The sequence below is a fragment of the Pantoea sp. FN0302 genome (assembly GCF_050113775.1).
In the GTDB taxonomy this organism is placed as follows: Bacteria; Pseudomonadota; Gammaproteobacteria; order Enterobacterales; family Enterobacteriaceae; genus Mixta; species Mixta alhagi.
Genome location: NZ_JBNJSM010000001.1, coordinates 568,061 through 594,978 on the forward strand (window position 1 = coordinate 568,061; position 26,918 = coordinate 594,978).

Sequence of the window (26,918 nt, forward strand, 5' to 3'; positions counted from 1 at the left end):
CAGCCGTTCGCGGCTGGCCTTTTAAGGTTTTTAAAACGAATCACATTGAGACTGATGTTATGACTGAGTCTACGCCTTTAATCAGCGTTGTTATTCCCACCTATAATCGTGCCGACATCATTTTAAAAACCCTAAACAGCGTTTTAAATCAAACCTGGCGTAACATCGAAGTGTTCGTGGTGGATGATGCTTCCACGGATAATACCGCTGAGGTCATGGCGGGCGTTAAAGATGAGCGCGTACATTTTATTCAGCTGGCGCAAAACAGCAGCGGCACGCGTCCGCGCAATGAAGGAATTGAGCGCAGCAGCGGTGAGTTTATCGCCTTGCTCGATTCCGACGATGAGTGGGTGCCAGAGAAGCTGGAAAAACAACTGGCCTATTTACGCCAGCAGCCGGGTAAAAACCGCGTTTGCATGACGGCTAAATATAATAAGCGTCCTGAGGGCATGCACCTGCGACGGAATAAAGACCTGAAAAAATATTCCTCGATCATGGAGTTCCTGCTGCTGGGCAACGATTTTCAAACCAGTACGCTACTGCTTGACGCCGCGATAGCCAAACAAACGCAGTTTGATCCTACGCTGCGTAAACATCAGGACTGGGATTTCGCCCTGCGTCTGCAGGAGAGGGGAGCCAGCTTTTTTTATCTCGACCTGCCGCTGACCATTTATGACGATTCGGACTCTACCGCGCGTATCTCTTCCGACGGTAAACGCGATAAATCGTTAATCTGGCTGGAGAGCATTAAAAAGCGCGTACCCAGCTATATCTGGTTCGGCTTCTACGCAAAGATTATTGCCGACAGTTATTTGCTCTCTAATGAAAAATCGAAAGGCGTGGCTATCTATTTAAAGCTGCTGCTGTCGAGAAAAATTAAATTCAGCCATTTTATGGCGATGATGAATGAAAGATTTAAAAAGTTAGCCACTATTACCGCGAAACGTTTTGTTCCGGGGAAGTGATTTAAAACAGCAATTGGAATGGCGAAAATACAATGAAATTTTTATCGATGAAGATAGGTATAAGAAAGAATCGCTATCTCTATTTCGATCCACATATGACCTTTATGCTGTTCTTATTTATGATGTTGATGATGGTGGGAGTGGCGTTAGTAAAAGAGTCGGTGATGAAACCGTACTTCTTTTCAGACCAAATCACCATCTTTAGCTTTATGAAGTTTACCTATAGCTTCGGCCCCGGAAACTCCTACGGCAGCACAGCTTACTTTTATAAACTGTTGGGATTTGAACAAAGCTCGATTGTATTTGCGCTGATTTCAGCCATTCTCATCATCAGCACCTTTGTATTTATTTTCATCAAGGTGCGCGGTGGTTCGATGAATATATTTGATATCGGCGTGTTCTTGTTTTTCTGCTTTTCTTCAATGATTAACCTGACGTGGCAGAGTAAAGACTTTATCGTATTTTTGATGATGATGCCGTTGCTCATCACCTTTGCGAATCGTACTGCCGGGCTATTAATATGGACCTGCTTTGCTCTGTTCTACGCCTATTATTTCAGGACATACTGGTTCCTGTTTTTAATAGAGTTTTATGCCCTGCTGTTAATGTCGCGTTATGTCCATAAAGGAAAGTGGATATTTATTTTATGTCTGCTTTCGCTGCTGGTACTGGCGCTTGGCTTCCAGTATGGTTTAGGCATTGACGTAGATAATTTCCGTAATGAAGTGAATGAACACCGACTGGAGAGAGAAGGTGACGGTAGCAATACCCTGATTCGTCCCTGGTTCCCGGCCGGTAATCCGTTATTTGGCTGGTTAAACGTTAGTCTGACGTGGATAACATTCTTTTTCCCGTTCCCACTGATTTTAATGTTGTCACCTTATTATGTGGTTATTTCTACCTTTATTATTTTGATGTTCAGAAGAATCTGGCAAACGCTTCATGCCGCCCTGCAGGACAGAACCTATCCGCTGGTTGTGGTGTTTGCGCTGGCGATTATTTCCTACACGGTTATTCAGAGCCTGTTTGAACCAGATTATGGCAGCTACCTGCGTCACCTGTCGCCATTCTATCCATTAATGTTTTACGTCTATTTAAGTTTTGGGAAATTCAAAAAGGAAGAGTAAATGAAAATCCTCCATGCTGCAGAGACAATAAAAGGTGGCGTTGCCACAGTTTTAAAACAACTCGTTGCGGCACAACAGGATGAGAAGAACAGTTATCAAATCCAGTGCCTGATCCCGGCGGATCAGGCCGGAGAACTGGATACGGCACATGCAGAAAACGTCGTGAAATGGCAACGTAAGGGCCGGTCGGTCGGCGCGCTGTTTTCATTTGCCGCTGCGTTTTGCCGCACGGTAATCAAATTCAAGCCCGACGTGGTGCATCTTCACAGTTCCTTTGCCGGCGTTATTGGCCGTGCCTGTTTGCTGTTGCTGTGGCCTGTTGTTCGTCCGAAAGTGGTTTACTGCCCGCATGCATTTAGCTTCCTGATGCAGACCAGTAACGGTAAGAAAAAGATCTATTCCTTTATCGAAAAAGCGTTGCTGCCAATGACGGACGCCATTATTTGCGTCAGTCAGTATGAAGCTGACCAGGCAAAGGCGCACGGCATTAGCGCTGATAAGCTGGTAGTGATTCATAACGGCGTGGCTGAACGGCAGATCGTCAAGGCGGATACGCTAGCCGATCCGCGTATTAACGTGCTGTTTGTTGGGCGTTTTGATTACCAGAAAGGCTACGATATTTTACTGGATGCCATGAAGCGTAATCAAAATCCCAATATTCACCTGACGTTGATTGGCGACAGCGTACACAGCGCCGAGAAAATTGAAAAGCTGCCGGGGGCGGAGTATACCGGCTGGCTTAAAGCCAGCCAGATGGAACCTTATTTTATCGCGGCGGATGTGCTGGTCATTCCCAGCCGTTGGGAAGGGTTCGCGATGGTGCCGCTGGAGGCAATGAGCTATTCAGTGCCAATTATTGCCAGTGATGCAACTTCACTGCCGGAAGTGGTAATTAATAATGAAACGGGTTATCTGTTTAAAAACGGTGACTCTGACTCCTTACTTTCTGTACTAAACCGCCTGGATAAATCTGATTTGAGGGAGAAGGGGCGAAAAGGAAATCAATTATTTACCAATAACTTTACTTCGCAGGCTATGATAGCCAAAACGCATGGTTTATATGCCGACATACTGAAACGTTGAACACCAATTAACTAGCGAGGTCTAAGACATGTCTTCAATCATGCATGAATTAGGCAGGGATGATAATAAAATGATGACGGCGAGTGGATTTCGTACCCGTACTAACGCGTCGATTATTTCCATAATACAGCGTTTTTCTGACATTTTTGTGATGTTTACCGGGCTGTATATTTTAGCACGCATTGAATCCCAGTCTTTTTCATCATCCTGGTGGCTACTTTCACTTACCGCTCTGGCATTATTCCAGATGATTGGCGGTATTACTGATTTTTATCGCTCCTGGCGCGGTGTGAGTTTCGCCCACGAGCTACAGCTTATTTTGCAAAACTGGGCATTAAGTATTTTGATTACTGCAGGCGTGATGTCGTTCGTCAGCGATCTGGATCTTAATTTTAAAGCTTATTTGTTGTGGTTTGGGATTGTGGCGATCGGTTTTATCGCCTGCCGTCTGGCAATTCGCTATTTTGCCCGTATTATTCGCAAGCTGGGATACAATACGCGCAATGTCGCCATCGTCGGAAATATGCCCATTGGCGTTTCACTTGCTAATAGTTTCATTAACGCACCCTGGATGGGTATGAACGTTGTCGGGCTTTATTCTGACGTTGCTAATGAATCTCGTAGTGATGCTGGCAATATCAACTACTGCGGCAATCTTGAGCAGCTGTTGGTTGATGCCCGGGAAGGGAAACTGGATAAAATTTATATCGCCATGGCGATGTCAGAAGAAATGGCGATCCGCGAGCTGGTGAACAAACTTTCTGACACCACCTGTTCGGTAATGCTTATCCCGGATATTTTCACCTTTAATATTCTTCAGTCGCGCACCGAAGAAATTAATGGCGTGCCGGTGGTGCCGCTGTTTGAAACGCCAATGAACGGCATCAATATGGTGTTGAAGCGTATCGAAGATATCGTGGTTTCTTCCTGTATTCTGTTGTTTATCTCTCCTGCGCTGTTGACCATTGCCGCGCTGGTGAAATTCACCTCGCCGGGCCCGGTGATTTTCCGCCAGGTGCGTTATGGCATGGACGGTAAGCCGATTAAAGTGTGGAAGTTCCGCTCAATGTCGGTGATGGAGAATGGCGATACGGTTACCCAGGCCACGAAAGGCGATGCGCGTATTACACCTATTGGTCGTATTTTACGCTCGACGTCGCTGGATGAGCTGCCGCAGTTCATCAATGTATTAAAAGGCGATATGTCTATTGTTGGGCCGCGTCCGCATGCCGTTGCTCATAATGAACAATATCGCTCGATTATTCAGGGCTATATGCTGCGCCATAAGGTGAAACCAGGCATTACCGGCTGGGCACAAATTAATGGCTGGCGTGGTGAGACCGATACGCTGGAAAAAATGGAAAAACGTGTTGAGTTCGATCTGCAGTACATCCGTGACTGGAGCCTGTGGCTTGATATGCGCATTATTTTTCTGACTCTCTTTAAAGGCTTTATCAGTAAAACAGCTTATTAAAAAATACTTGTTTAATTTTCAACAGTAAATAAAAGCAGGCTGGTTTACTCTTGCAGGTAAGCCAGCAAAGCGATACATTGATTTTCTGACAGGATAGCAGGATTTTAATCTATATTTAGCGAAACAGCGTTAAGGCAAGGAATGTGCCGCTCGTCATTTTTGGCGACGCTGAATGAGCTTTACGATTATATTTGCTTAAAAAATAAGGAGGTGCCATCTTTAACGAAGATGGGTTATCTCCTTTTTTTTAGGTATTTAGCTATCGTAGACAGAGGTGGCAATGAAAATCTCTTTTTTTGTTTATACTTTTCCGGTGCCTTCAGAAACATTTGTAATAAACCAGATAACCTATTTTATAGAAAGAGGATTTGATGTCGAAATAATTGCGGTGCTGCCTGGACCGGCAATTGAAGAATTTGCAAAGAAAGATCGCTATGCGCTGTTGCAAAAAACGCACTATTTATTATCTGCTGAAGAAAATAAAACCAGCGCTCGCGCCATGAGTCGTTTGAAAACCATTGTGAAAGGATTGGTGCAGGCAAAATTCAATGTGCTGCCAGCCCTTAACTACAAAAAGTATGGCTACAGCTCCAAAAATCTCTCTCTGCCGGCGATTATTGCCGCTAATAAACAGAGTTATCATGCCGATCTGTTTATCGCACATTTCGGCACCGCTGGCGTACTGGCAAATAAGCTACGTAAATTTGGCGTCCTGAAAGGCGAGCTGGCAACAATCTTTCACGGCTACGATATTTCCACTCACCGTATTCTGGAAACCTACGCAGAGGATTACAGAGAGCTGTTTCAGGACAGTAAATTTATTCTGCCTATTAGCCGACTATGGGCGGAACGCATTCGCTCATTGGGCGGCGATGCGACCAAAACGCATATTATGCGCGTCGGTATTGATACTGAAGATTTCGACTTTTCACCACTGACCCAGATTGGCGAGCCGATCCGCCTGCTGACGATTGCCCGTTTGACCGATAAAAAGGGCATTTTCACCTCCCTGGAAGCATGCCGCATCCTGAAAGAAGGCGGTTATTCCTTTATCTACAATGTGCTGGGCAACGGCCCGCAGCGCGATGAGGTTGAGCAGACCATCGCCCGTTACGGTCTGCAGGACCATGTCATTCTGCACGGTTTCCAGTCGCCGCAGGTGATTAACCAGTTTCTGCGTGAATCAGATGTTTTTATGCTGCCTTCGCAAACGGCGGAAGACGGTGATATGGAAGGGGTGCCGGTGGCATTGATGGAAGCGATGGCGCGTGGAATTCCAGTAGTTTCTACCTGGCACAGCGGCATTCCTGAATTGGTTGAAGATGGCAAGAATGGCTGGCTGATTAAAGAAAAGGATGCCGCTGCGTTGGCTGATGTCATCGCTAAAATCGCGGATGAAAAACCTGATTTGATGCCGATGCTTAAGGCGGCACGTTACAAGGTTGAGCAAGAGTTCGATAAGAAAAAATCTTATGACAGCCTAATCGCATTAATTAGCGGGCAACAGCCTGCATGAGTGTGGCGCTGATGTCAGATAAAAAATTGAGTAAGAGAGATCGTGCGATGTCTACTGAAGCTTTAGTAAGTGTACTGATCCCAGTCTATAACTGCGAAAAGTTTATCGAGAAAACGCTGCTTTCGATTATTAACCAGAGTTATAAAAATCTCGAAATCGTTATTATCGATGATTGCTCAACGGATAATACGTTCGCGCTGGTAGAGGCGGTACGCGATAATCATCCAGACGTGCGCTTTGTTCTTCAGCAGAATCAGCCTAATCTTGGCGTTTCTGCAACCCGTAATCGGCTGGTTGCCGCCGCCAGCGGCGACTATATTGCCTTCCTGGATTCCGATGATTATCTGGAAAGCAATATGATCGCTTTACTGGTCAATACGCTGGAAAAAAAGCAGGCAGATGTTTCTCAGTGTCTCTATTTTTATGAAAGCGAAGACGGCAGCAGTAAAAAAGTCACTAACCGCTTTGCGCCTGCCGGTACGCTGACCGGCAAGCAGGCATTAATTGCTATGCTGGAAGGGGAGATCCCCGGCTTTCTCTGGAATAAGCTCTTTAAACGCGAGCTGTTTGATGGTATCACCTTCGATGAAAAGAAGATCATTTTCGAAGATTACGAAGTGCTGATTCTTATCTTTAATAAGAATATGACTATGTCCTTCACCGCAGAGCCCCTTTACCATTACATCCAACGGCCTCAATCGCTGACCAAAAAGTCCTGGGATAAAGCAACCATGCGTTTAGATTACCTGCCTCTGACTGACCAGCTGACGGGCAGCGTATGGAAAAATAAGGAAGAACATAAAATTTTCCTGCGTCATAAATATTCTGTTATTGCGCGCGTCGCATTTATGGCCGTTTCACGTGCCGTAAGCTTTTCCGCTGCGGTACAGGCGATTAAAAAATGCCGTTCGCATCTCTCATTTCGTGAGTTTTACTCTGTATCCCCTACGTTAAATAAAAAAATAAATATCCTTAATGTCATGCTGTTTGCATCACCGTATACGCTGGTTCTGTTGGGGCGCATGGGTAAGCATATTCTGAAAAAAGGATAAATTCCCCCGCTTTAAAAAAGGGAAAGATCGCCATTAATGGCGTTCGATTAACCTTTTAACGTTTTTAATCATTGGTGGTTATTTAGGAGAGAAGAGTGAAAGTTCATTATTATAAAACTGCCGCAGGTAACTTTGGTGACGATTTAAACGAATGGCTGTGGCACGATTTATTACCAGGGGTATTTGATGAGAATGAAGAATGCCGCTTTGCCGGTATTGGGACTATTATCAGCTCTGCGTTGCCCCCCGCTAAAAAATGGATCGTTTTCAGCAGCGGCGTCGGCTATGGCGTCCCACCAGCCAACTTTGGCGACGAAAGCTGGAATATTCTGAGTGTACGCGGCCCGCTGACTGCACACGTGCTGGGTCTGCCAAAAGAAAAAGCGATTACTGATGGCGCGGCGTTATTAAGTACGCTGGCGGAATTCCAGCCGGTACCGGAAGCCGAGCGCAAAGGCGTTATTTTTATTCCTCATCATGACGCGTTAAAAACAGGTCAGTGGGAAGAAGCCTGTCGCCGCGCGGGCGTCGAATACATCAGCCCACAGGGTGATGCTAAAACCATTATTAACCGTATTCGTCACGCCAGGCTGATCCTGGCTGACGCTATGCACGCCGCGATTATTGCCGATGCGATGCGTGTGCCGTGGGTGCCGCTGGTTAGCTCCAGCCAGATCAACACCTTTAAATGGCTCGACTGGACGCAGACGATTAATCAGCATTATCAGCCGCTGGTGCTGGGCAGCAGCTCCTTCCGTGAATCTATGCGTGACAGAACGCTGGCGCTGTACGGTGAGAACTATCACCTGAAAAATGCCGACGTTGATTACGCCATTAAAGAATTTATTCGCGTACGCAAGCAGAAAAGTACCGCCTGGTGGCCGCGCTACCTGAAATATACGCGCTACTTCTCCCATGAGGTGCCGGATCGCCTGTTTACCGGCGCAGAGACGCGCTTCAATATGAAATGGAACGATCGCTATATCGACCAGGCGGCGGCGAAACTGCGTCAGGCGGCCCAGCTTAGCGGCCAGCGCAGCGACGACAAAGTGTTTTATGAGAACGTGGAAAAATTGCAGGAGCGTTTGCGCCAGGTTGAAGTCATTGCCCGCGCGTAACGCTGAAACCTTCCACTAATCAGGACATTACAGTGAGAAAACAGTCAGATAAACCCACGCCAAAAGGCAGCGTCGCTTCCGGCGCCGTTTGGTCAATCCTCGATAACGTGGCGGCGCAGGGTATCACTTTTGTTATCTTCCTGGTGCTGGCGCGCTTACTCGATCCGCATCTCTATGGCATGCTCAGCGTGTCCATATTGATTACCCAGCTGTTCAGGACGGTCATATTTGAAAGTATCGCGACATCGATCATTCGTAAGCATGAACCGACCGACGAAGACTTTAATACCGCCTTTTTAAGCTGCTGTATGTTTGCGGTTCCGGCGTTTCTCATTGTCTTCTTCTCGGCCAACATGCTGGAAAATATGATGGATGTTCCAGGGCTGGCCGATGTGATTCGCGGCACCAGCGTGATTATTCTGGTCAGCGGCCTGAGTAAAACACATGAGGCCTGGTTGACGCATCGACTGCTGTTCCGTTCGCTGGCGATTCGTTCCATTACCTCCATTGGGCTAGGCGGCATTGTCGGCGTTTATCTGGCATGGAAAGGCATGGGGATCACCAGTCTGGTCATGCAGCAGGTGGTGACCTCGGTTGTGGCGACCATTACGTTGTGGCTGGCCACGCCGTGGAAACCGCGCCTGAAATTCTCCGTTGCGTCGTTTAAAGAGTCGATGCGCTTTTCCCGCCACGTAGCGCTCAGCGGCGTGACCAACTTCGCTAACCAGAACAGTGATATTTTCTTTATTACTTACTATCTGGGCAGCGCAGCAGCTGGGGTCTATTCCGCAGGCAAACGTATCGTGAACACGCTGAATACGGTAATGGCTACCGCGCTGATGCGCGTTTCGCTACCGGCGTTTTCGCGGGTGAAAAATCAGCTAGATGAGTTTAAATCTCACTATCTGAACGCCACCTTTTTTACCATTTTGCTTACTGCGCCAGCCTTTATCGGCCTGTGCTACCTGTCGCATGATGTCACCTGGCTGCTGTTAGGGCAGAAGTGGATGGAGTCGGTGCCGGTTATGCAGATTGTCAGCGCGACCGGCTTTATCGTCTCTATTGGCTACTATAACCATACGGTGATGTTTGCCCGCGATCGCCCGGACTGGCAGTCGCGCCTGACGCTGCTCTACGCAGTGACCAATATCACTATTTTCTTTATCTTTGTCCGTTACGGGCTGGTAGCGATGGCGCTTTCCTACTCGTTGCGCACACTGCTGCTCTATCCGGTTTCGGCCTGGTGCGCGCTCACGTTGCTGAATGTAACCTGGAAAGAGTATCTGGCGCAGATTGCTAGCCCGATCATCGGTTCGCTGGTGATGTGTCTGGGCCTGTTTGCAATGGATCGTCTGCTGCATTTGCAAACCGGCTGGGAAAAACTGGTGCTGGATATTATTGCGGGCGCCGTTATTTATGGCCTGTACGTGATGATGTTTATTCCTCGCCATAAGCTAGCGATATTTTCTCATGCCATAGCGATGATTAAGAATCGTAAAAAACCGGCCTGACCTTAAGAAAAAAGCCTCAGCGCCAGCGCTGAGGCTTTTTTTTATCCGCATCTGAACACCACGTTCTATGGGCGTGGTCATCAACGGGTTTTGGCTCTGCCTTATTGTCTTTGGACTTAAATCTCACAGGACGGGCAGAGACTTCTTTTTAAGGGGTTTAGTACGCCCTTCCAGGGCGTAATCAATGCCGCCTTCATAGAAGGCGGATTTTTACGCCGGCTTCACCTGTTTCTGCGTTGCCAGGTTCAGCCACGGTGCTTCAGGATTATTACCCAGCGCCACCCACACCGAATTATTATTAACCGAGACATTTTTCCCGGCATATTTATTACGCTGGTTCAGCTGTGATTTTTCTGATGTGAGCTGATCGCTGCTGTAGGTAAAGTTGCTTCTGATGCCAATATTGTTTTGTACCGTCCAGGCAATATCGGGCGAGCTGCCGTTACTATACGCGACGGGCATCTCGTTGCCGGAAATGACGCTATTGTCGCTAATCGTCAGTGACCGGCTAATGCCGCTCAGGTTAGCGAAGCGTCCTTCGCCGCTAACCTGCGTATTTTTAATACTCAGATTATCCAGGTTCGGCAGCTTAAATGCCGTGCTGACATTAAGGTAAGTGTCGCCGTTAACGTTGATAGTGCCGCCTTTACCACGCGCCATCTCTAATCCAATACCCTGACCGTTCAGCTCGTGATAGTTGTTGTTGCTGGAAATAAATACGTCAGGATTCGAAGTAATCAGCGCAGCTCTGGCAAATCCGCGCGTATCCAGATTATTAATGCGGAAGCGCTTCGGCTGATTCAGGTAAAGCGCAGTATTGGTACGAGCGCCTTCGTTAATCATGCTGCCTGACAGCGTTACGTCATGATCGCCGGTTTGGGTTGCAATGGCGAAGCCGTAGGCTTTGGTACCTTTGGCAATCAGTACGGTGCTGTCGATATTTACGCCTTCGTTGAAATTGACCACGGCGATCGCCGCTTTGATAGGCCGCCAGGCGTTGCCGTTCAGTATATCCGGGCTGTTGCTGTAACGAATGGTGTTCTTAACGTTGATATTTTTGCACTGAATATAGGCTTCGCCCCACCAGGTAGCGCCGCCCATGGAGATATTCCCGATCGAGATACCGCCATTGATGTTTTCCATTGCGAAATGACGACGGAAGCTGCCCTTCGCCATATTGTTCGCCATGATGATGTCTTTGTGATCGAAATCGCGCACATGCTTGCGTGCGCCCGGCAGCCCCTCAGCATGGAATGCCAGGCGAGCATCCTCGCCAGCCTTACAGTAGGCATGGTTGCCGGTCATGATCGTGCCGGAGCCCCAGATGGTTACCGCATCGCCACGATCCTCACCCAGTTTAGAATGCAGATCGCGCATACCTGTTCCGGCGCCCAGGCACTCTAAAAACCAGTTGTTAGTGATTTTGGTGCCGTAAGCGCCAAAGCTGGCCGGGGCGATAACCGACTGCAGCATACGATAAAAATAGCAGTTAGAGACTTCACAATAGTTCGCGGAAATCATAATTCCGCCCTGGCGACCGCCGGTTTCGCTTTTTAATAGCATAGGATTATCTAATACTATGCCATGAATTTGCGTCGCGTCAGCTTTCAATACCAGCAAAAATTCATTACCCATATTTGCCAGTGGCGTAATAATACCATTGCCACGCCCTTCAATTATTTGGTTTTTTACCGTGAGCGTAATGGATTTATTTATACTGACTGGTGTATCAATAGTAAGGTATTTCTTATCCTCAACCAGCTGTTGCAAAGCAGCGTAATTATCAACCGGGCCGTTGCTGCGATGAATATCATTACGAATTTTAGCCCATGAGGTGGACGCGTGATCGAGGATAATGCCCGGCGCGCCATTGATTTTACCGGCAACGCTATCCGGCGCTGGTGCCGACGGCGTGGAGGCAGGGGCCGCATTGGCGCGCGTCAGGCTACCGAGCGTGCCGATGGCAGCGGCCGAAGCCAGAATTTTTGTTAACGCCTTACGTCGCGAGTGGATACGTTCTTCACTGGCTTTTTCATTAATGCTCATCTCTGACCCTTTTAAGAATGACAACGCCAGGTTTCATTATTCATTTAAGCCAGATAATTGGAAGATGTAATATTTAAAATCAGATAAAAGAAAACGCTTTTTTACACTTGCGTTAAGCGCCGGAAATTTTATCAGATTAATCTCAGCGAATAATGCTTGCTGTAATAAAATAAGTTGATTAGGGCAGGAGAGATTTATTGTTGTTCAGGGTTTTTCCGGCTGCATTTGATTTATTCGACAGAGATGCACCAGATCTTTTAATTCTTTGTTTCTTTAACACTATTGCTGATGAAAATTTTCAGAATAAGATTATACTTAACGATTGCTTGTTTATTGCATAATCGCTGAATGTCTTCACATCATTATATGGAAAAAATATGACCAAGCTTAAAGCAGTTATCCCCGTTGCGGGTCTCGGTATGCATATGCTCCCTGCTACAAAAGCCATTCCTAAAGAGATGCTGCCTATCGTAGATAAGCCGATGATTCAATACATTGTTGATGAAATCGTCAGGTCCGGCATCAAGGAAATCGTTCTGGTCACGCATGCGTCAAAGAACGCGGTAGAAAACCATTTTGATACCACTTATGAGCTTGAAGCGCTGCTGGAACAGCGAGTGAAGCGTCAACTGCTGAGTGAAGTACAATCCATTTGTCCGCCGGGCGTGACCATCATGAACGTTCGTCAGGCGCAACCGCTGGGCCTTGGCCACTCGGTACTTTGTGCGCGTCCTATGATCGGCGATAATCCTTTTGTTGTTGTGCTGCCCGATGTCATTATGGATGAGTCTACCGCTGACCACCTGCGCTATAATCTCGCCGCAATGGTTGCGCGCTTTGAAGATACCGGCCACAGCCAGGTGCTGGCGAAGCATATGCCGGGCGCCGACCTGTCAGAATATTCAGTGATTTCTACGCAAGAACCGCTGGAAAATGAAGGCAGCGTCAGCACCATTACCGGTTTTGTTGAAAAGCCTGAGCATCCGGAAACGCTGCATTCTGACCTGGCCGCAGTGGGCCGTTACGTTCTGTCTGCGGATATCTGGGCTGAGCTTGAGAAAACCGAGCCGGGTGCCTGGGGCCGTATTCAGTTAACGGACGCCATCGCCAGCCTGAGCCAGAAACAGCCGGTTGATGCCTGCCTGATGACAGGTGACAGCTTCGACTGCGGTCGTAAAATGGGCTACATGCAGGCGTTTGTCAGCTATGGCCTGCGCAGCAAGCAGCAGGGCGCGGCCTTCCGCGAAACCATTAAACAATTGTTGGCAAAATAATTCCTCACAATGACACGCCGCGCCTTTGCGCGGCATTAAAGGAGTGCACATGGCTATTTTGGTAACGGGCGGAGCGGGATACATCGGCTCTCATACGGTGCTGGCGCTGTTGCAGCGCGGTGACGACGTTGTGGTAATGGACAACCTCAGTAATGCTTCGCGGGAATCGATTAATCGCGTAGAAAAACTGGCCGGAAAGAAAGCCACTTTTGTTGAGGGTGATATTCTGGATCGCGCCTGCCTGCGCGACATTTTTGCCAGCAATAGCATTAGTGCCGTTATCCATTTCGCCGGACTGAAAGCCGTAGGCGAATCGACCCGCAAACCGCTGGAATATTATGAAAATAACGTTTCGGGTACGGTAGTGCTGCTGGAAGAGATGCGTAACGCCAACATTTATAACTTCATCTTCAGTTCTTCCGCCACGGTTTATGGCGCTAACGCGCCGGTGCCTTACGTTGAGACGACTCCTATTGGCGGCACGACCAGCCCTTACGGCACCTCAAAACTGATGGTTGAACAGATCATGCAGGATTACGCCAAAGCGGACAGCCAGTTTAAGGCGATCGCGCTGCGCTACTTCAATCCGGTAGGTGCTCATGAGTCTGGCGAAATCGGTGAAGATCCTAACGGCATTCCTAACAACCTGCTGCCCTACATTGCCCAGGTAGCGATCGGCCGTCTTGATAAGCTCGGCATTTTCGGTGCTGACTATCCCACGGAAGATGGTACCGGCGTGCGTGACTACATTCACGTGGTCGATCTGGCGGAAGGCCATTTAAAAGCGCTGGATCACCTGGAACAGTTGCAGGGCTATAAAGCTTATAACCTGGGTGCTGGCAAAGGTTACTCGGTGATGGAGATGGTGAAGGCGTTCGAAAAAGCCTCCGGCAAGCCGGTTCCTTTTGACATTAAACCGCGCCGCGATGGCGACTTAGCCGCCTTCTGGGCTGACGCTACGCTGGCTGATAAAGAGTTGAACTGGCGTGTAACGCGCGGTATCGATGAGATGATGCGCGATACCTGGAACTGGCAGTCAAAAAATCCTAACGGCTACCGTTAAGGGTAAGTTGCTCTTATGATTTATTGTCGGCTGTTACGCTTTTACGATTCAGTTAAAAGCGTGGCGCAGAGCAAAACGTATTAATGAATATCGATGGCTTCTGGAAACAGGGGCCATTTCTGTTTCAGGTGTGAGTTAAACCGTTGCTAAACGGCATGAGTATTAGTAGAGAAGGTTAATGGATAAAATAGCATCACAAAGCGTGTCACAGCGGTAATAGCCTGAGCCTTATCAGGGGATGTGCGGCAAGCTGATATTTTGAGCGCTTTGTTTGCAAAGCAAACAATCAATGCATTCTTTAGTTGAAAGCCAATAACTCAACAGGTAAACAGGACATTTTGTGCTTGTCTGTACGCGACGATAGTACGAGAATCGTAAACTATTAGCGCAGGGTTACAGTGCATTCTGATGGCGTTGCGAGAAAAAATTACCCTATTGCTCACACAGGCTATGCTTGTTTGAGCCCTGAGCCGCGAAGCGTCTGGTTGCTTAAAGCCAGGGGCGGTAGCGTGGGCATTTTCAGGTCACTGTGGTCAATTTCAATACTGGTGCAAACATGCAAGAAATCGTGCTCGTTTTTCTGGGAGCGCTGGCGCTACTTTTTATCTCTCGCAAGATTGCCAAAAAAGTAGGGTTAGTAGATAAACCTAACGCGCGGAAACATCATAACGGCCATATTCCGCTGGTCGGCGGGGTATCAGTTTATCTTTCCCTATGGATTATTTACGTTATGCAGCCTGACTGGCTGCCTGACTTCAGCATTTATATGGTTTGCGCCACGCTGCTTATTGTTGTCGGCGTGCTGGATGACAAACTTGACCTTCCCGTAATGCCGCGCATGGCATTACAGGCGCTGGTAGCCAGCATCATGATGTACAACGGTCTCTACCTCTATTCTTTAGGGAACATCCTGTTTGGCTACGAGCTGGTTTTAGGCATTATCGGCTATGCGGTCACGCTGCTGGCGGTAGTGGGTGCAATTAATGCTTTTAATATGGTTGACGGCATTGATGGCCTGCTCGGGGCACTTTCCTCGGTAACCTTTGGCGCGCTGGCTGTGGTGTTCTGGATGGGCGAGCGGGATAATATGGCGCTGTGGTGCCTGTGTCTGATGGTCGCCTGTTTGCCTTATATTCTGCTGAACCTCGGCATCCCGTGGGGCGGCAAGTTTAAAGTCTTTATGGGTGATGCCGGCAGTACGCTGATTGGCTTTACCGTGATCTGGTTACTGATCATTGCCACCCAGGGTGAAGATGCGGTGATGCGACCGGTCACTGCGCTCTGGCTGATCGCCGTTCCCCTGATGGACATGCTGCGCGTGATGATCGCGCGTATCAGAAGAGGGGACAGCCCGTTCAAGCCGGACCGGGAGCATTTGCACCATGTGTTACTGCGGGTGGGGTTTAGCGGGCATGGTACACTGAGTGTTATGCTACTTTGCTCAATCTTATTTATTTCATTAGGACTAGGTTTACAGGCTTTTCGAGTTGAAGAGTTCTGGCAGCTAATTTTCTTTTTCACAATGTTTATAGTATTTAGTTTTAATATAAAAGTTATAGGAAAGCTTAAGCCCGCTTTTAATAAAAATTATGCTGTTAAGTAAAAAAACGCTTTCCAACTACTGCAAATAAATTAAATAAATATTTGATAATGCTAATAATACGGGTTGGGTAGTTTAAGATAGGTATGATAATTATTACTTTCCTGATTGTTTGTCAGGCTATAGCAGGCAGATGTTTTAATGTTGATATACAAAAGATTTTTAAATATTGCTTTGCGTGCATTGACGTTAGTCAGTCGTTTTCTCTTCATATTCTTTTTGGCCCGGTTTTTACAACCGTCTGCATTAGGTGAATATGGCCTTATTACGGCAACAGTAGGTTACGCTCTTTATTTTGTTGGTCTTGATTTTTATATATTTACCACACGAGAGCTACTTAAAAGTCCAGTGGAGCGATGGGGCGGGTTTATTAAAAATCAAGCTGCCCTGTCATTTGTTTTATATGTTATTTTATTGTTTCTATTAACTGGTTGTTATCTTTTTGGCGTGATTACGCTTGAGCAAGCGAGCTGGTTCTTCTTTATCCTTCTATTCGAACATGTCAATCAAGAGCTATCACGCATATTTGTAGCAATTAATAACCAGAATTTGGCTAGTGTTTTGCTTTTCCTTAGGCAGGGGCTTTGGGCCATTATCGTTGTCATAGTGATGGCTGCTTTTCCTGCCACCAGAAATCTGACTACAGTTCTGACGTTATGGGCTTTATCTGGTGTATTGACATTTGCCCTCGGTGTTATACATCTAAAAAAGATTGGCATGGGTGGATGGCAAAACCAAATTGACCTAAAATGGATTAAACTGGGCGTAAAAACTAGCGGTATATTTCTTTTAGCAACGTTATCAATAAGAGGAACTCAAACTCTTGACCGCTTCTGGATCCAATCAATGAATGGTTTGGATGTAGTTGGCGCTTATGTTCTTTTTGCAGGAATGACCAGTGCATTAATGGCCTTTCTGGATGCTGGTGTGTTTACGTACAGTTACCCAATGCTCATTAAGCTTAGTAACGAAGGCGAAGAAAGACTATTTCGGCAACATCTTTTTAAGATGGCAGGAGCTACAATTATTTTTATTTTGTTTTTTGTGGTTATCAGCCTGATTGTTATGCCTTATCTATTAGCTTGGACAGGGAAAGTATTATATTTTGATTATGTTGTAATATATAAATGGCTGTTAGTTGCAACAGTGCTTAATGCTCTGGGCATGATTCCTCATTATGCGCTATATGCCAGGCATTTTGATAAGCCTATTATTTATAGCCACTTAAGTTCAGTGCCTGTATTTATATTGAGTACATGGATTTTAAGTCAATGGAATCATATTGTTGCTGTGCCCGCTGGTTTAGTTTTCTCTTTTTTATTTATTTTAATCTGGAAGACTGTAGCTTATTACATCGTAAAAAAAAGCCACAAATAACCAAGGATTAGCATTTGATTAGATTTTTGTTGATGAATCCGATGAAGATGTCGCTCGGATATGCAAATTCTTGTGTTAAAAGACAGTAACGCTCAGCAAGAAGTTTGATACTTTGTAAGATATTTAAACTTTAATCTGTGCGTCTAAGGGATTCAATAAATTTAAAATATTAGGTTTCTATATGATTAGATATGGTCAACAAGATATTACACAAGCCGATATAGATGCAGTCGTTGAGGTTTTACACTCAGTAAATTTGACGCAGGGGCCCGCTATAACGCGTTTTGAAGAGTCCGTACTAGCATACTGTGGTGCTAAACATGCTTTTGCTGTAAACAGCGCCACCTCCGCGCTTCATATTGCTTGTCTTGCTTTAGGACTAGGGGAAGGTGACTGGCTATGGACAACACCAAACACCTTTGTTGCTTCTGCTAACTGCGCCTTATATTGCGGAGCTAAAGTTGATTTTGTGGATATCGATCCGCGTACTTATAATCTTTGCCCACAAGAATTAGAAAAAAAACTAATAAAAGCAGAAAAAGAAGGCCGTCTTCCTAAGGTTGTAGTCCCGGTACATCTTTGCGGACAACCTTGTGATATGCGTGCTATTAAATCTCTTTCCGATCGTTATGGTTTCCGCATCATTGAAGATGCTTCTCACGCTATCGGCGGACGTTACCGTGATGAACCAGTTGGGAATTGCCGTTACAGTGACATTACTATTTTTAGTTTTCATCCAGTCAAGATTATCACAACTGCAGAGGGTGGGATGGCGGTGACCAATGATGACCAATTGGCCACACAACTCGGTTTGCTACGTAGCCATGGTATTACGCGAGATCCTGAACTAATGACTAAACCAATGGACGGACCTTGGTATTATCAGCAAGTCGCGTTGGGTTATAATTATCGCATGACAGATATTCAGGCTGCTTTGGGTGTAAGCCAAATGACCCGCCTGAGTGAATATGTGGCTCGCCGTCATGAAATCGCCGCCAGTTATAATAATCTATTATCCGATTTGCCGATTACTTTGCCTTGGCAACATCCTGATAGTTATTCTGGTTTGCATCTGTATGTTATACGCTTACAATTGGATAAAATTAAGACGACACATTTAGACGTATTTAATTATATGCGAAGCAAGGATATTATTGTTAATCTACATTATATTCCCATACACACTCAACCCTATTACGAAAAAATGGGTTTTAAAGCGGGAGATTTCCCTGAAGCAGAAAAGTACTATCAGGAAGCCATTAGCATACCAATGTATCCTACTATGACTGATGCCCAGCAAAATGAAGTTGTGGATGTTCTTAGAGCGGCGCTGCAGCAATGAAAGTAGCGATAATACCGGCACGAGGGGGAAGCAAGCGTATCCCCCGAAAAAATATCCGGGACTTTTGTGGGATGCCAATGATTGCGCATTCCATTAAAATCGCAGCAGAAAGCAAACTTTTCGACTTGATTCTGGTTTCTACTGACGATAACGAAATCGCTGATACGGCCGTTCGTTACGGAGCGAAGGTGCCTTTTATGCGTCCCGATGAACTTTCTGATGATTTTACCGGCACCGTTCCGGTTATTGCACATGCGGTTGATTGGTTGATTCAGCAGGGGCATGAAGTATCTTCAGCCTGCTGTATTTATGCCACGGCTCCTTTTATCCAATCTGAAGATTTAGAGGCTGGACTGGAGCTACTACAGCAAAAAAAGACTGATTATGCTTTCTCAGTAACCAGTTACGCTTTTCCTGTTCAGCGCGCAATAAAAATTGAATCAAGTGGAGAGATCGCAATGTTTTATCCTGAGCTTTACAGTACGCGATCTCAGGATCTTACAGAAGCCTGGCACGATGCAGGGCAGTTTTATTGGGGCACCACGGAAGCATGGTTATCACAAAAACCTATTTTCTTGAGCCGTGCAGCACCGGTAATTTTACCGCGCAAGCGCGTTCAGGATATTGATACGCCTGAAGATTGGGAATGTGCTGAGCAGCTCTATTATTTATTAAAGGGTAATAGGAAATGTTCAAAGGAAAAATAGTCTTTTTCCGCACGGACGCTTCTCTAAATATAGGCACTGGACATGTCATGCGCTGTTTGACATTAGCAAACGCGCTTGCTTCGTTAGGCGCGAAATGTCAGTTTATTACCCGGGCACATGAAGGTAATATCGCTAGCCATATTGAAGCAACAGGCTTTACCTGCCATCTATTGCCTATAGCTAATTCTGCCGTTAGCCAGGGAAAAGAAGACTATGCGCGGTGGCTTGGCTGTAGTCAGCAGCAGGATGCAATAGAAACGTTAGCAATAATAAACGAAAGTAAACCTGACTGGTTAATAGTTGATCACTATGCGCTGGATGAAAATTGGGAGCTGTTGATAAAAAAAGCGGTCACTAATCTGATGGTGATTGACGATTTAGCTAACCGAAAACATCAATGCGAGCTCTTACTTGATCAGAATCTTGGACGTAGCGATGAAGATTATCAGTCGCTTGTTCCTACACATTGTCAGAGACTTTATGGACCGCAGTATGCGTTACTGCGACCTGAATTTTCGCTACAGCGAGAAGCGAGTCTGGCAAAGCGTAAAAACGGAAAATGTGAATCTGTCCTGATTACTTTAGGCGGAGTGGATAAGGATAATATTACCGGCCAGGTGCTTAACGCGTTAATGCATAGTAACTTGCCATTATCTTGCCATATCAATGTCGTGATGGGTGCTTCGGCGCCAGGTATCGCTCAGGTTAAACAAGCCGCTGAACAATTGCCCTGGAAAACTAACGTATTAGTTGGCGTGAATGATATGGCCAATTTAATGGCCGAAAGCGATTTAGCGATCGGCGCGGCGGGCTCTACGGCATGGGAGCGGTGTGCGTTAGGCCTACCGACGATTATGATTGTTATTGCTGATAATCAATATGTCATTGCCAAACATCTTGAAGAGCAAAAAGCGTGCGTAGTTATCTGGCATCCTCAGCAAATTAGCGTCGCCATACCTTCTTTACTTGATGAACTTATATCCGATAAAAAGACTTTACCTCATATGGCGCGAATATGTGCGGATATTACGGATGGGGCTGGCGTCCGTAGAGTCATTAAAGCAATGAGTGAAAACAATGGGTAAGCAAGATAACTTAAAAAGCCAACGCCTGCGTAAAATGGCTTTGTCTGATTTGGAAATGGTTCTGGCATGGCGTAATCATGACCATATTCGCTTGATGATGTTTTCAACCGAACTGATTAGCCTTGAAACCCATAAAACCTGGTTTGAAAAAGCGTCTGTCGATCCAAACCGTCATCTCCTCATCTACGAAGATGAAGGCGAAGCGAGAGGGTTTGTACAGCTGGCTTGCCAGGAAGACAGCGGTATAAGCGAATGGGGTTTTTACACCGATCCTGCTGCACCTAAAGGAACCGGAAAGAGAATGGCAAAAGCGATTATGCCGTATGCTTTTCAACATCTGAATATTCATAAAATATGTGGGCAGGTGCTAGGTTTTAACCAACGATCCTTACGTTATCACCAACAGCTGGGTTTTAAGCTGGAAGGAATACTGCGGGAACAGCATTATGATGGCCAGGCTTATCACGACGTGATGTGTTTTGGATTATTAAGAACAGACTGGATTGGTAATTAAGGAACAAGGTAATGAGCAAGTTTCCATTTTTAAACATTGCGGGTCGTCGAATTGCAGTAGATGAGCCACCTTATATCATTGCTGAATTATCGGCCAATCATAACGGAAAAATCGAAAATGCTTTGCGTCTGATTGAAGAAGCAAAGATTGCTGGCGCGGACGCTATAAAGTTACAAACCTATACAGCAGATACCATTACGCTGAATAGTGATAGCGAAGATTTCCAGATACACGGTGGCCTGTGGAACGGTAAAACTCTCTATAATTTATATAAAGAAGCTGCAATGCCCTGGGAATGGCATAGTGTTCTTTTTGAGCATGCCCGCAAGCAAGATATTACTATTTTCAGCTCTCCGTTTGATAATACCGCTGTTGATTTATTAGAGGATCTTAACGCACCTGCGTATAAAATAGCCTCATTTGAAGCTATTGATCTCCCTTTGATTCGCTATGTAGCCAGCACGGGTAAGCCAATGATCATTTCAACGGGCATGGCGGATGCGGAAGAGATACAGGAAGCCATTGAGGCGGCCAAAGCGGGTGGATGTAAAGAGCTGGCTATTTTACATTGTGTTAGCGGCTACCCCGCCCCAGCTGAAGATTATAACTTGCGAACCGTTAAAGATATGATGGACCGCTTTGGCCTGGTAACGGGGCTATCGGATCATACCATTGACAATACCACCGCTATTACCAGCGTAGCGTTAGGAGCTGCAATCATTGAAAAGCATTTTACACTGAACCGTGCTGGCGGTGGACCTGATGACAGCTTCTCACTTGAACCACCAGAGATGAAAGCCCTTTGTGATGGCGCGAAAACCGCATGGGCTGCTTTAGGTCAGGTAGACTATGGGCGAAAATCGAGCGAGCAGGGAAATGTTAAATTCCGCCGCTCACTCTATTTTGTGAAAGATATGGCCTGTGGGGATGTAATAACAACGGCTTCGATTCGCAGCGTGCGTCCAGGCTTTGGTTTGCCTCCAAAATATTTTGATCAGATTATCGGCAAGTCAGTGAAAAGCAATATCAAGGCAAATACGCCTGTTACTGTAGAATCAATAAATGAGTTCAAGCTCTAATGAATGTTTTACTTTTATCAAATAATGCACCTAACTACTTTTATTTTTTCAATCATTTGGCCCAATTGATCCATAAAGATGGAGCCGAAGTTACTGTTGCTGTAGATAGCGAAATATCTAGGGAAAATAATAAGATAAACGCCCTCGGCTTTCCTGTTTATGAGTTTTCAAGCTTCTTTCGTTCTCATAAAACAGATCACGATATATTGGCACGTTACTCTGAGTACAACCTGAATAGTACGTTGTTATCAGATTATGAGCGTGCTCAGGTTTATCGTATCTGGGGTGAAAAAGATGATGAATATTTTAATAGGTTAAAAAGCGCTTTGCTAACCTTTTGGGAAAAAATATTTGATGAAAGAAAAATAGATATCGTTCTTTACGAGAATGTTTCAAATACATTCTCTCATTTGGCATGGTTAGTCGCACAAAGAAAAGGGAAACGTTATATCGGAATAGGTGGTTCAAGGCTTCCAGGTCGCTTTTCAATTTCTTCCGATCCCCTTAATGATTCACGAACTTCTTTATTTTTTTCAGCTATAAAAAACAGTGAGGTTTTGGTCCCTGACACTGTTAAGGATTGGGCTGAAAATTATCTAGCTAATATCGAAAATATAGTGCCTGACTATATGAAAATAAACGGTCTTGATAATGTTAAGATCGTGAGCCGCTACTTTAATACAGAAAAAATAAAATTATTCTTAAGATTAATAAAACATCGAAAAGATGAAAGTTACTATTCTTTTCAGGCCGGAAATCCTGTAAAAACATATATGAACCTTTTTAGCCGCAATCTGATGAGGAAAATAAAAACTAAGCGCCTTAAGAAGTATTATGATGAAAGCAGATGTAACGAATCTTTTTTACTTTACCCTATGCATTTTCATCCTGAATCTTCAACCTCCATCCTTGCAGGGACTTATTTAGATGAGTATGAAGTTATAAGAAATATTGCGTTCAATCTTCCGGAAGGGATGAAGCTCTATGTAAAAGATCATATGAGCGCCTGGGGATATCCCTCCATAGAGTTCTATAAAAAACTTAAAAAGCTTCCTAATGTTAGAGTTCTTTCGCCAAATGAGGCAACGAAACAGCTAATTAAAAGATCGCGAGCAGTTATCACTTTAACTAGCACAGTGGGTTATGAAGCTCTGCTTTTAGGGAAAAAGGTTTTCCTTTATGGAGAGGTTTTTTATAATTTCCATAGGAATGTTGTTAAAATTAAATCCCCTGCAGATTTATTTAATATATTAAATGAAAACTTAAAGGACGAAGTCATTGTTTCTAAAAAGTACACCTTAGATTTCTTGGCTGCTTGTTACTTAGCGACATATCCTGGGTCATTAAATCTAATGCTTAAAGACGAAAATGCACGGAGAAAAGCTGAAGAGATATATAATAAAGTAATTAAAGAAATCATCTTTTCTGACCTTGACGCTATTAAGAATAAAAAATTATGGCTATAAAGATTTCAAACTTATTTTTAATACTTCCATTGCCTGTGATTTTTTTTATTATGGGCTATATGGAAAATATGGGATTCTTTAGCGAAGCTATAGCATTGGAATCTATAATTATTCCATTGTCTCTTGTTTTATTAGTAATCTATTGCTATAAGTCTTCACCTGCCTTTCTTTTTACTAGTGGGATGACATTTTATTATCACATCGGTATGTGCATCAGCCTTTTAATGATTACCTCAGGTGTGCATATGATAGAAATTAATAAGGTGGGGGATGGTAACGGTTCTGCTTTTATTATGCTCTCTTTTTTTATATTCTCGCTGGGTATATCAAAGAGCAGTTTTGAATTAACGTTGAAGAAAAGTTATAATAAATATGTTCCTCGATTATCACTGAAAATAGTTAGCGCAGCATTATTAATTGTCATTACCGTTGTATTGATTTTAGGGCTTTTTATTCTCCTTGTTTATTCAGGACCCGTACTTAAAGGTGTAAACAGGGTAGAGTTTTGGGAGTCAATGAAATCCACAGGATTAAGTTTTTTCCCGACTTTAGTAATGCAAAGTTTTTATTTTGTAGTATTCTACTGTCTTTATAAAAAGCAAAGTAAAAAAAGATACCACAAAGCGCTTCTATTCGTTGGGCTTTATATCATAACCACAATTTTAATATTAGGTCAAAAGTTTAGTGCATTTATAATTTATATCACTGTCTTTATGTCGCTTCTGCCATCTTTTGTTAATAATCTTAAATTTAATATCAGATATTTATTATTAGTTGTTTTTTTATGTGCAATACTTATATGTATAATTGTTTTATCATATGTAATGCAAGGGCGTGATGGTTCGTTTATATTTGTTAGGGCCGCCTTACAGGGGCAACTTATGTGGAGTGCGTTTAATGGAAACTTTCCTGGTTTAATTGATTTAAATATAAGTTGTTTTATCGGATGTGATGGCTTTGCAAATGGTAAAGAATATATCTCTTTTAAATATCTACCTGTTGCTACTTACATCCATTATATGAATACTGGTACAGAGCTTTCAGGATTTGCTCCCGCGCTTCAACTGTTGACATTAGGTATCATACCGACGTTGATCCTACAAACAATAGTCTCTAGTTTACTGGGTTTTTTGCAGGCCAGAATGGTGATCTATAATTCCCAACGAAATTTTATTATGGGGTTCCTTCTTTTCAAGTTATCTTTTACTGTTTTTTTGATATGGTATGTTATTATGTTCACCGCATTCACAGGTGGTATATTAACTGTCCTTGCAATTGTTTTTTATATAATGCTTTGTAAGTCTACCTACAGGAATAAATCGCTTGAAACATCAACGCATGCTGCTTAATGCCAGCAATTTACATGTCGGCGGTGGCGTTCAGGTGGCAACATCCGTTATAAGTGAACTAAGTCTATTCGCAGATTTGCCAGCAACTCTCACCGTTTGGGCCTCAACAGAAGTTGATGCCAATCTTAAATCATTGGAGTGTGACCTTTCTTCACTGCCTGAATATGAAGTTGTCGATACCTATGGGTTAAAAGCCATATTTTCTCCGGCGATTGCAAAAACAAGAAGTTTCGATCGGGTTTTTACCATTTTTGGTCCTCTATATAGCCTATTTAGCAAAAACTTTAATATTGTAGGGTTTGCACAGCCATGGATCATTTATCCAAATAATGAAATCTCTAAAGGTTTGTCATTTTGGAGACGAATCACAACTCGGCTCAAATTTACGACTCAGTCTTTTTTTTTCCGCAAAAGCGATCTTGTTATTGTTGAACTTGAACATGTTGCGAAGGGTTTGCAAGAAAAAGGCATTGCTGGAACCAATAATATAAATATAATTTATAATTGTATCAACTCTATCTATTTTGATGAAACAAAATGGAAAGAATTACCTATAAATTATAATGAAAATAAAATCAAGCTTGGATTTGTTGGAAGGAATTATAAGCATAAAAATACCCAATTATTTCCTGCTATAGTTAGCAACTTGTTAGAGAAACATAATATAGAAGCTGAGTGTTATGTGACTTTCAATGAAGATGAATGGCAGGCTTGTTCGGATGAATTTAAAAAAAATGTAACAAACATTGGGGTTTTAAGCATTGCGCAGTGTCCATCTTTTTATAAATCAATGGATGCTATTATCTTCCCAAGCCTTTTAGAGTGTTTTTCTGCCACCCCTCTGGAAGCCATGGTTATGAGCAAGCCTCTCTTTGCCTCCGATCGCCCATTTAATCATGATATATGTAAAGATTACGCAATATATTTCGATCCATTAAATGCGGAAGATGCAGCAAATAAAATTGCCAATTATTTTTTAAGAAATCGAGATTCCCCAGAAAGTATTCAGATTCTGGATGAGGCTCGCCAGCACGCATTGGGCTTTCCTAATGCTAAAGAGCGAGCAAAACAATACCTTCAATATCTTATAGCTGGTAATTAGTAGTTTTTTTAGGAGATAGTCATGTTTAAAGGTAAGACTCTTTTAATTACCGGTGGGACCGGGTCGTTTGGTAATGCTGTTTTAAATCGTTTTTTGGATACGGATATTGGCGAGATTCGCATATTTAGTCGAGATGAAAAAAAACAAGACGATATGCGCAAGAAATATAACAACGGCAAGCTTAAATTTTATTTGGGTGATGTCCGTGATGAAAACAGCATTGCTGCTGCTATGCGCGGCGTGGATTATGTGTTTCATGCGGCGGCGCTAAAACAGGTGCCTTCATGCGAGTTCCACCCGATGCAGGCGGTACGCACCAACGTGCTGGGCACGGAAAATGTGCTTAACTGTGCTATTGCTGCTGGGGTTAAACGTGTAATTTGTCTGAGTACTGATAAAGCCGTCTATCCCATTAACGCCATGGGCATCAGTAAAGCAATGATGGAAAAAGTCATGGTGGCCGCCAGCCGTAATCTGGAAGGCACCGAAACCGTGATTTGTGGGACTCGTTACGGTAATGTCATGGCGTCGCGTGGCTCTGTGATTCCGCTCTTTGTTCGGCAAATTCAGGAAGATAAGCCGATCACCATTACCGAACCGACTATGACGCGCTTTATGATGACCCTTTCAGACGCTGTCGATTTGGTTCTTTATGCATTTGAACATGGTAAGAATGGCGATATTTTTGTGCAGAAAGCTCCAGCAGCCACGGTTGAGACCTTGGCTAAGGCGTTGCTTGAATTGATGAACAAGCCTGACCATCAAATCAATATTATCGGCTCTCGACATGGTGAGAAACTGTATGAATCCCTGTTAGGCAAAGAAGAGCGTGCCTGCGCAGAAGATATGGGAGATTACTTCCGCGTACCGGCAGATTCGCGCGATCTCAACTATGCAAAATACGTTGAACAGGGCGAGCAGCGTTTAACGGAAGCATTATGTGGAGAAGAGTACAATTCTCATAATACTCATCGTCTCGACGTTGAAGGCATGAAAAAACTTCTGCTTAAGCTTAACTTTATGAAGAAAATTGCATGTGGCGAACATGCCGATCCGGAGGAGTAAGCA

The 26,918-nt window shown here is 44.4% G+C and carries 22 protein-coding genes; 21 read left to right on the plus strand and 1 reads right to left on the minus strand.

Annotation, left to right across the window (positions count from 1 at the left end):
• The first annotated feature begins 59 nt into the window (after window positions 1-59).
• The 8 genes from ACQE32_RS02555 (at window position 60) to ACQE32_RS02590 (ending at window position 9,846) form a co-directional block, all read left to right on the plus strand.
• Entirely contained in the window at window positions 60-965 is a 906-nt protein-coding gene (locus ACQE32_RS02555; RefSeq protein WP_250650323.1) for a glycosyltransferase family 2 protein, read from the plus strand.
• 47 nt (window positions 966-1,012) lie between these two features.
• Window positions 1,013-2,092, plus strand: a complete 1,080-nt coding sequence (locus ACQE32_RS02560; protein WP_426972028.1) for a hypothetical protein — start codon at window positions 1,013-1,015, stop codon at window positions 2,090-2,092.
• Window positions 2,093-3,175, plus strand: coding sequence for a glycosyltransferase (locus ACQE32_RS02565; RefSeq protein ID WP_427021284.1), 1,083 nt, complete (start codon window positions 2,093-2,095; stop codon window positions 3,173-3,175). It begins immediately after the preceding gene.
• A gap of 73 nt (window positions 3,176-3,248) precedes the next feature.
• Window positions 3,249-4,649 carry an undecaprenyl-phosphate glucose phosphotransferase gene (gene wcaJ / locus ACQE32_RS02570; protein ID WP_085072328.1) on the plus strand — a complete coding sequence of 467 codons (1,401 nt, stop codon included), beginning with the start codon at window positions 3,249-3,251 and terminating at the stop codon, window positions 4,647-4,649.
• Window positions 4,650-4,929: 280 nt separating this feature from the next.
• Entirely contained in the window at window positions 4,930-6,165 is a 1,236-nt protein-coding gene (locus tag ACQE32_RS02575) for a glycosyltransferase (RefSeq protein WP_427021285.1), read from the plus strand.
• A gap of 47 nt (window positions 6,166-6,212) precedes the next feature.
• Entirely contained in the window at window positions 6,213-7,217 is a 1,005-nt protein-coding gene (locus ACQE32_RS02580) for a glycosyltransferase family 2 protein (protein WP_426972031.1), read from the plus strand.
• Between the two features lie 95 nt (window positions 7,218-7,312).
• Entirely contained in the window at window positions 7,313-8,335 is a 1,023-nt protein-coding gene (locus ACQE32_RS02585; RefSeq protein WP_426972032.1) for a polysaccharide pyruvyl transferase family protein, read from the plus strand.
• A gap of 32 nt (window positions 8,336-8,367) precedes the next feature.
• Window positions 8,368-9,846, plus strand: coding sequence for a lipopolysaccharide biosynthesis protein (locus ACQE32_RS02590; RefSeq protein ID WP_427021286.1), 1,479 nt, complete (start codon window positions 8,368-8,370; stop codon window positions 9,844-9,846).
• Between the two features lie 210 nt (window positions 9,847-10,056).
• On the opposite strand, the gene ACQE32_RS02595 is transcribed toward ACQE32_RS02590, so the two are convergent.
• A complete protein-coding gene (locus tag ACQE32_RS02595) occupies window positions 10,057-11,892 on the minus strand; it encodes a hypothetical protein (RefSeq protein ID WP_427021287.1) in 1,836 nt (611 codons plus the stop codon).
• Window positions 11,893-12,269: 377 nt separating this feature from the next.
• Between ACQE32_RS02595 and galF the strand changes: the two genes are divergently transcribed.
• From galF to ACQE32_RS02660, 13 genes are all read left to right on the plus strand, one after another.
• Entirely contained in the window at window positions 12,270-13,166 is an 897-nt protein-coding gene (gene galF / locus ACQE32_RS02600) for a UTP--glucose-1-phosphate uridylyltransferase GalF (protein WP_426972036.1), read from the plus strand.
• A gap of 49 nt (window positions 13,167-13,215) precedes the next feature.
• Window positions 13,216-14,229 (plus strand): UDP-glucose 4-epimerase GalE, encoded by a 1,014-nt coding sequence (gene galE / locus ACQE32_RS02605; protein WP_426972037.1) that lies wholly within the window; start codon window positions 13,216-13,218, stop codon window positions 14,227-14,229.
• Window positions 14,230-14,785: 556 nt separating this feature from the next.
• Window positions 14,786-15,832 carry a UDP-N-acetylglucosamine--undecaprenyl-phosphate N-acetylglucosaminephosphotransferase gene (gene wecA / locus ACQE32_RS02610; protein WP_427021288.1) on the plus strand — a complete coding sequence of 349 codons (1,047 nt, stop codon included), beginning with the start codon at window positions 14,786-14,788 and terminating at the stop codon, window positions 15,830-15,832.
• A 138-nt stretch (window positions 15,833-15,970) separates the two neighbouring features.
• Window positions 15,971-17,206 carry a lipopolysaccharide biosynthesis protein gene (locus ACQE32_RS02615; protein ID WP_427021289.1) on the plus strand — a complete coding sequence of 412 codons (1,236 nt, stop codon included), beginning with the start codon at window positions 15,971-15,973 and terminating at the stop codon, window positions 17,204-17,206.
• A gap of 181 nt (window positions 17,207-17,387) precedes the next feature.
• A complete protein-coding gene (gene pseC, locus ACQE32_RS02620) occupies window positions 17,388-18,548 on the plus strand; it encodes a UDP-4-amino-4,6-dideoxy-N-acetyl-beta-L-altrosamine transaminase (RefSeq protein ID WP_427021290.1) in 1,161 nt (386 codons plus the stop codon).
• A complete protein-coding gene (gene pseF, locus ACQE32_RS02625; RefSeq protein WP_427021291.1) occupies window positions 18,545-19,255 on the plus strand; it encodes a pseudaminic acid cytidylyltransferase in 711 nt (236 codons plus the stop codon). The genes pseC and pseF overlap by 4 nt, the downstream gene beginning before the upstream one ends.
• Complete coding sequence (gene pseG / locus ACQE32_RS02630) at window positions 19,237-20,340, plus strand: UDP-2,4-diacetamido-2,4,6-trideoxy-beta-L-altropyranose hydrolase (RefSeq protein WP_427021292.1); 1,104 nt, start codon at window positions 19,237-19,239, stop codon at window positions 20,338-20,340. The genes pseF and pseG overlap by 19 nt, the downstream gene beginning before the upstream one ends.
• Entirely contained in the window at window positions 20,333-20,854 is a 522-nt protein-coding gene (gene pseH / locus ACQE32_RS02635; RefSeq protein WP_427021293.1) for a UDP-4-amino-4,6-dideoxy-N-acetyl-beta-L-altrosamine N-acetyltransferase, read from the plus strand. Before pseG ends, pseH begins: the two co-directional genes overlap by 8 nt.
• Before the next feature lie 11 nt (window positions 20,855-20,865).
• The gene (gene pseI / locus ACQE32_RS02640) at window positions 20,866-21,933 is read left to right on the plus strand and encodes a pseudaminic acid synthase (protein WP_427021294.1); all 1,068 of its coding nucleotides are present in this window, start codon (window positions 20,866-20,868) and stop codon (window positions 21,931-21,933) included.
• Window positions 21,933-23,399 (plus strand): hypothetical protein, encoded by a 1,467-nt coding sequence (locus ACQE32_RS02645; protein WP_427021295.1) that lies wholly within the window; start codon window positions 21,933-21,935, stop codon window positions 23,397-23,399. The genes pseI and ACQE32_RS02645 overlap by 1 nt, the downstream gene beginning before the upstream one ends.
• On the plus strand, window positions 23,390-24,748 hold the full coding sequence (locus tag ACQE32_RS02650; protein ID WP_427021296.1) for a hypothetical protein: 1,359 nt from the start codon (window positions 23,390-23,392) through the stop codon (window positions 24,746-24,748). Before ACQE32_RS02645 ends, ACQE32_RS02650 begins: the two co-directional genes overlap by 10 nt.
• On the plus strand, window positions 24,723-25,850 hold the full coding sequence (locus tag ACQE32_RS02655; RefSeq protein ID WP_427021297.1) for a glycosyltransferase: 1,128 nt from the start codon (window positions 24,723-24,725) through the stop codon (window positions 25,848-25,850). The genes ACQE32_RS02650 and ACQE32_RS02655 overlap by 26 nt, the downstream gene beginning before the upstream one ends.
• A gap of 21 nt (window positions 25,851-25,871) precedes the next feature.
• Window positions 25,872-26,915 carry a polysaccharide biosynthesis protein gene (locus ACQE32_RS02660; protein WP_427021298.1) on the plus strand — a complete coding sequence of 348 codons (1,044 nt, stop codon included), beginning with the start codon at window positions 25,872-25,874 and terminating at the stop codon, window positions 26,913-26,915.
• Window positions 26,916-26,918 lie beyond the last annotated feature (3 nt).

Coding starts and splice junctions, on each gene's coding strand:
- ACQE32_RS02575 (WP_427021285.1), top strand. CDS start 4,930: ATGAAAATCTCTTTTTTTGTTTATACTTTTCCGGTGCCTTCAGAAACA.
- galE (WP_426972037.1), top strand. CDS start 13,216: ATGGCTATTTTGGTAACGGGCGGAGCGGGATACATCGGCTCTCATACG.
- pseG (WP_427021292.1), top strand. CDS start 19,237: ATGTTCAAAGGAAAAATAGTCTTTTTCCGCACGGACGCTTCTCTAAAT.
- ACQE32_RS02660 (WP_427021298.1), top strand. CDS start 25,872: ATGTTTAAAGGTAAGACTCTTTTAATTACCGGTGGGACCGGGTCGTTT.
- ACQE32_RS02645 (WP_427021295.1), top strand. CDS start 21,933: ATGAATGTTTTACTTTTATCAAATAATGCACCTAACTACTTTTATTTT.
- ACQE32_RS02595 (WP_427021287.1), bottom strand. CDS start 11,892: ATGAGCATTAATGAAAAAGCCAGTGAAGAACGTATCCACTCGCGACGT.
- pseI (WP_427021294.1), top strand. CDS start 20,866: ATGAGCAAGTTTCCATTTTTAAACATTGCGGGTCGTCGAATTGCAGTA.
- ACQE32_RS02560 (WP_426972028.1), top strand. CDS start 1,013: ATGAAGATAGGTATAAGAAAGAATCGCTATCTCTATTTCGATCCACAT.
- pseF (WP_427021291.1), top strand. CDS start 18,545: ATGAAAGTAGCGATAATACCGGCACGAGGGGGAAGCAAGCGTATCCCC.
- wcaJ (WP_085072328.1), top strand. CDS start 3,249: ATGACGGCGAGTGGATTTCGTACCCGTACTAACGCGTCGATTATTTCC.
- ACQE32_RS02650 (WP_427021296.1), top strand. CDS start 23,390: ATGGCTATAAAGATTTCAAACTTATTTTTAATACTTCCATTGCCTGTG.
- ACQE32_RS02615 (WP_427021289.1), top strand. CDS start 15,971: ATGTTGATATACAAAAGATTTTTAAATATTGCTTTGCGTGCATTGACG.
- pseH (WP_427021293.1), top strand. CDS start 20,333: ATGGGTAAGCAAGATAACTTAAAAAGCCAACGCCTGCGTAAAATGGCT.
- ACQE32_RS02580 (WP_426972031.1), top strand. CDS start 6,213: ATGTCTACTGAAGCTTTAGTAAGTGTACTGATCCCAGTCTATAACTGC.
- galF (WP_426972036.1), top strand. CDS start 12,270: ATGACCAAGCTTAAAGCAGTTATCCCCGTTGCGGGTCTCGGTATGCAT.
- ACQE32_RS02555 (WP_250650323.1), top strand. CDS start 60: ATGACTGAGTCTACGCCTTTAATCAGCGTTGTTATTCCCACCTATAAT.
- wecA (WP_427021288.1), top strand. CDS start 14,786: ATGCAAGAAATCGTGCTCGTTTTTCTGGGAGCGCTGGCGCTACTTTTT.
- ACQE32_RS02565 (WP_427021284.1), top strand. CDS start 2,093: ATGAAAATCCTCCATGCTGCAGAGACAATAAAAGGTGGCGTTGCCACA.
- pseC (WP_427021290.1), top strand. CDS start 17,388: ATGATTAGATATGGTCAACAAGATATTACACAAGCCGATATAGATGCA.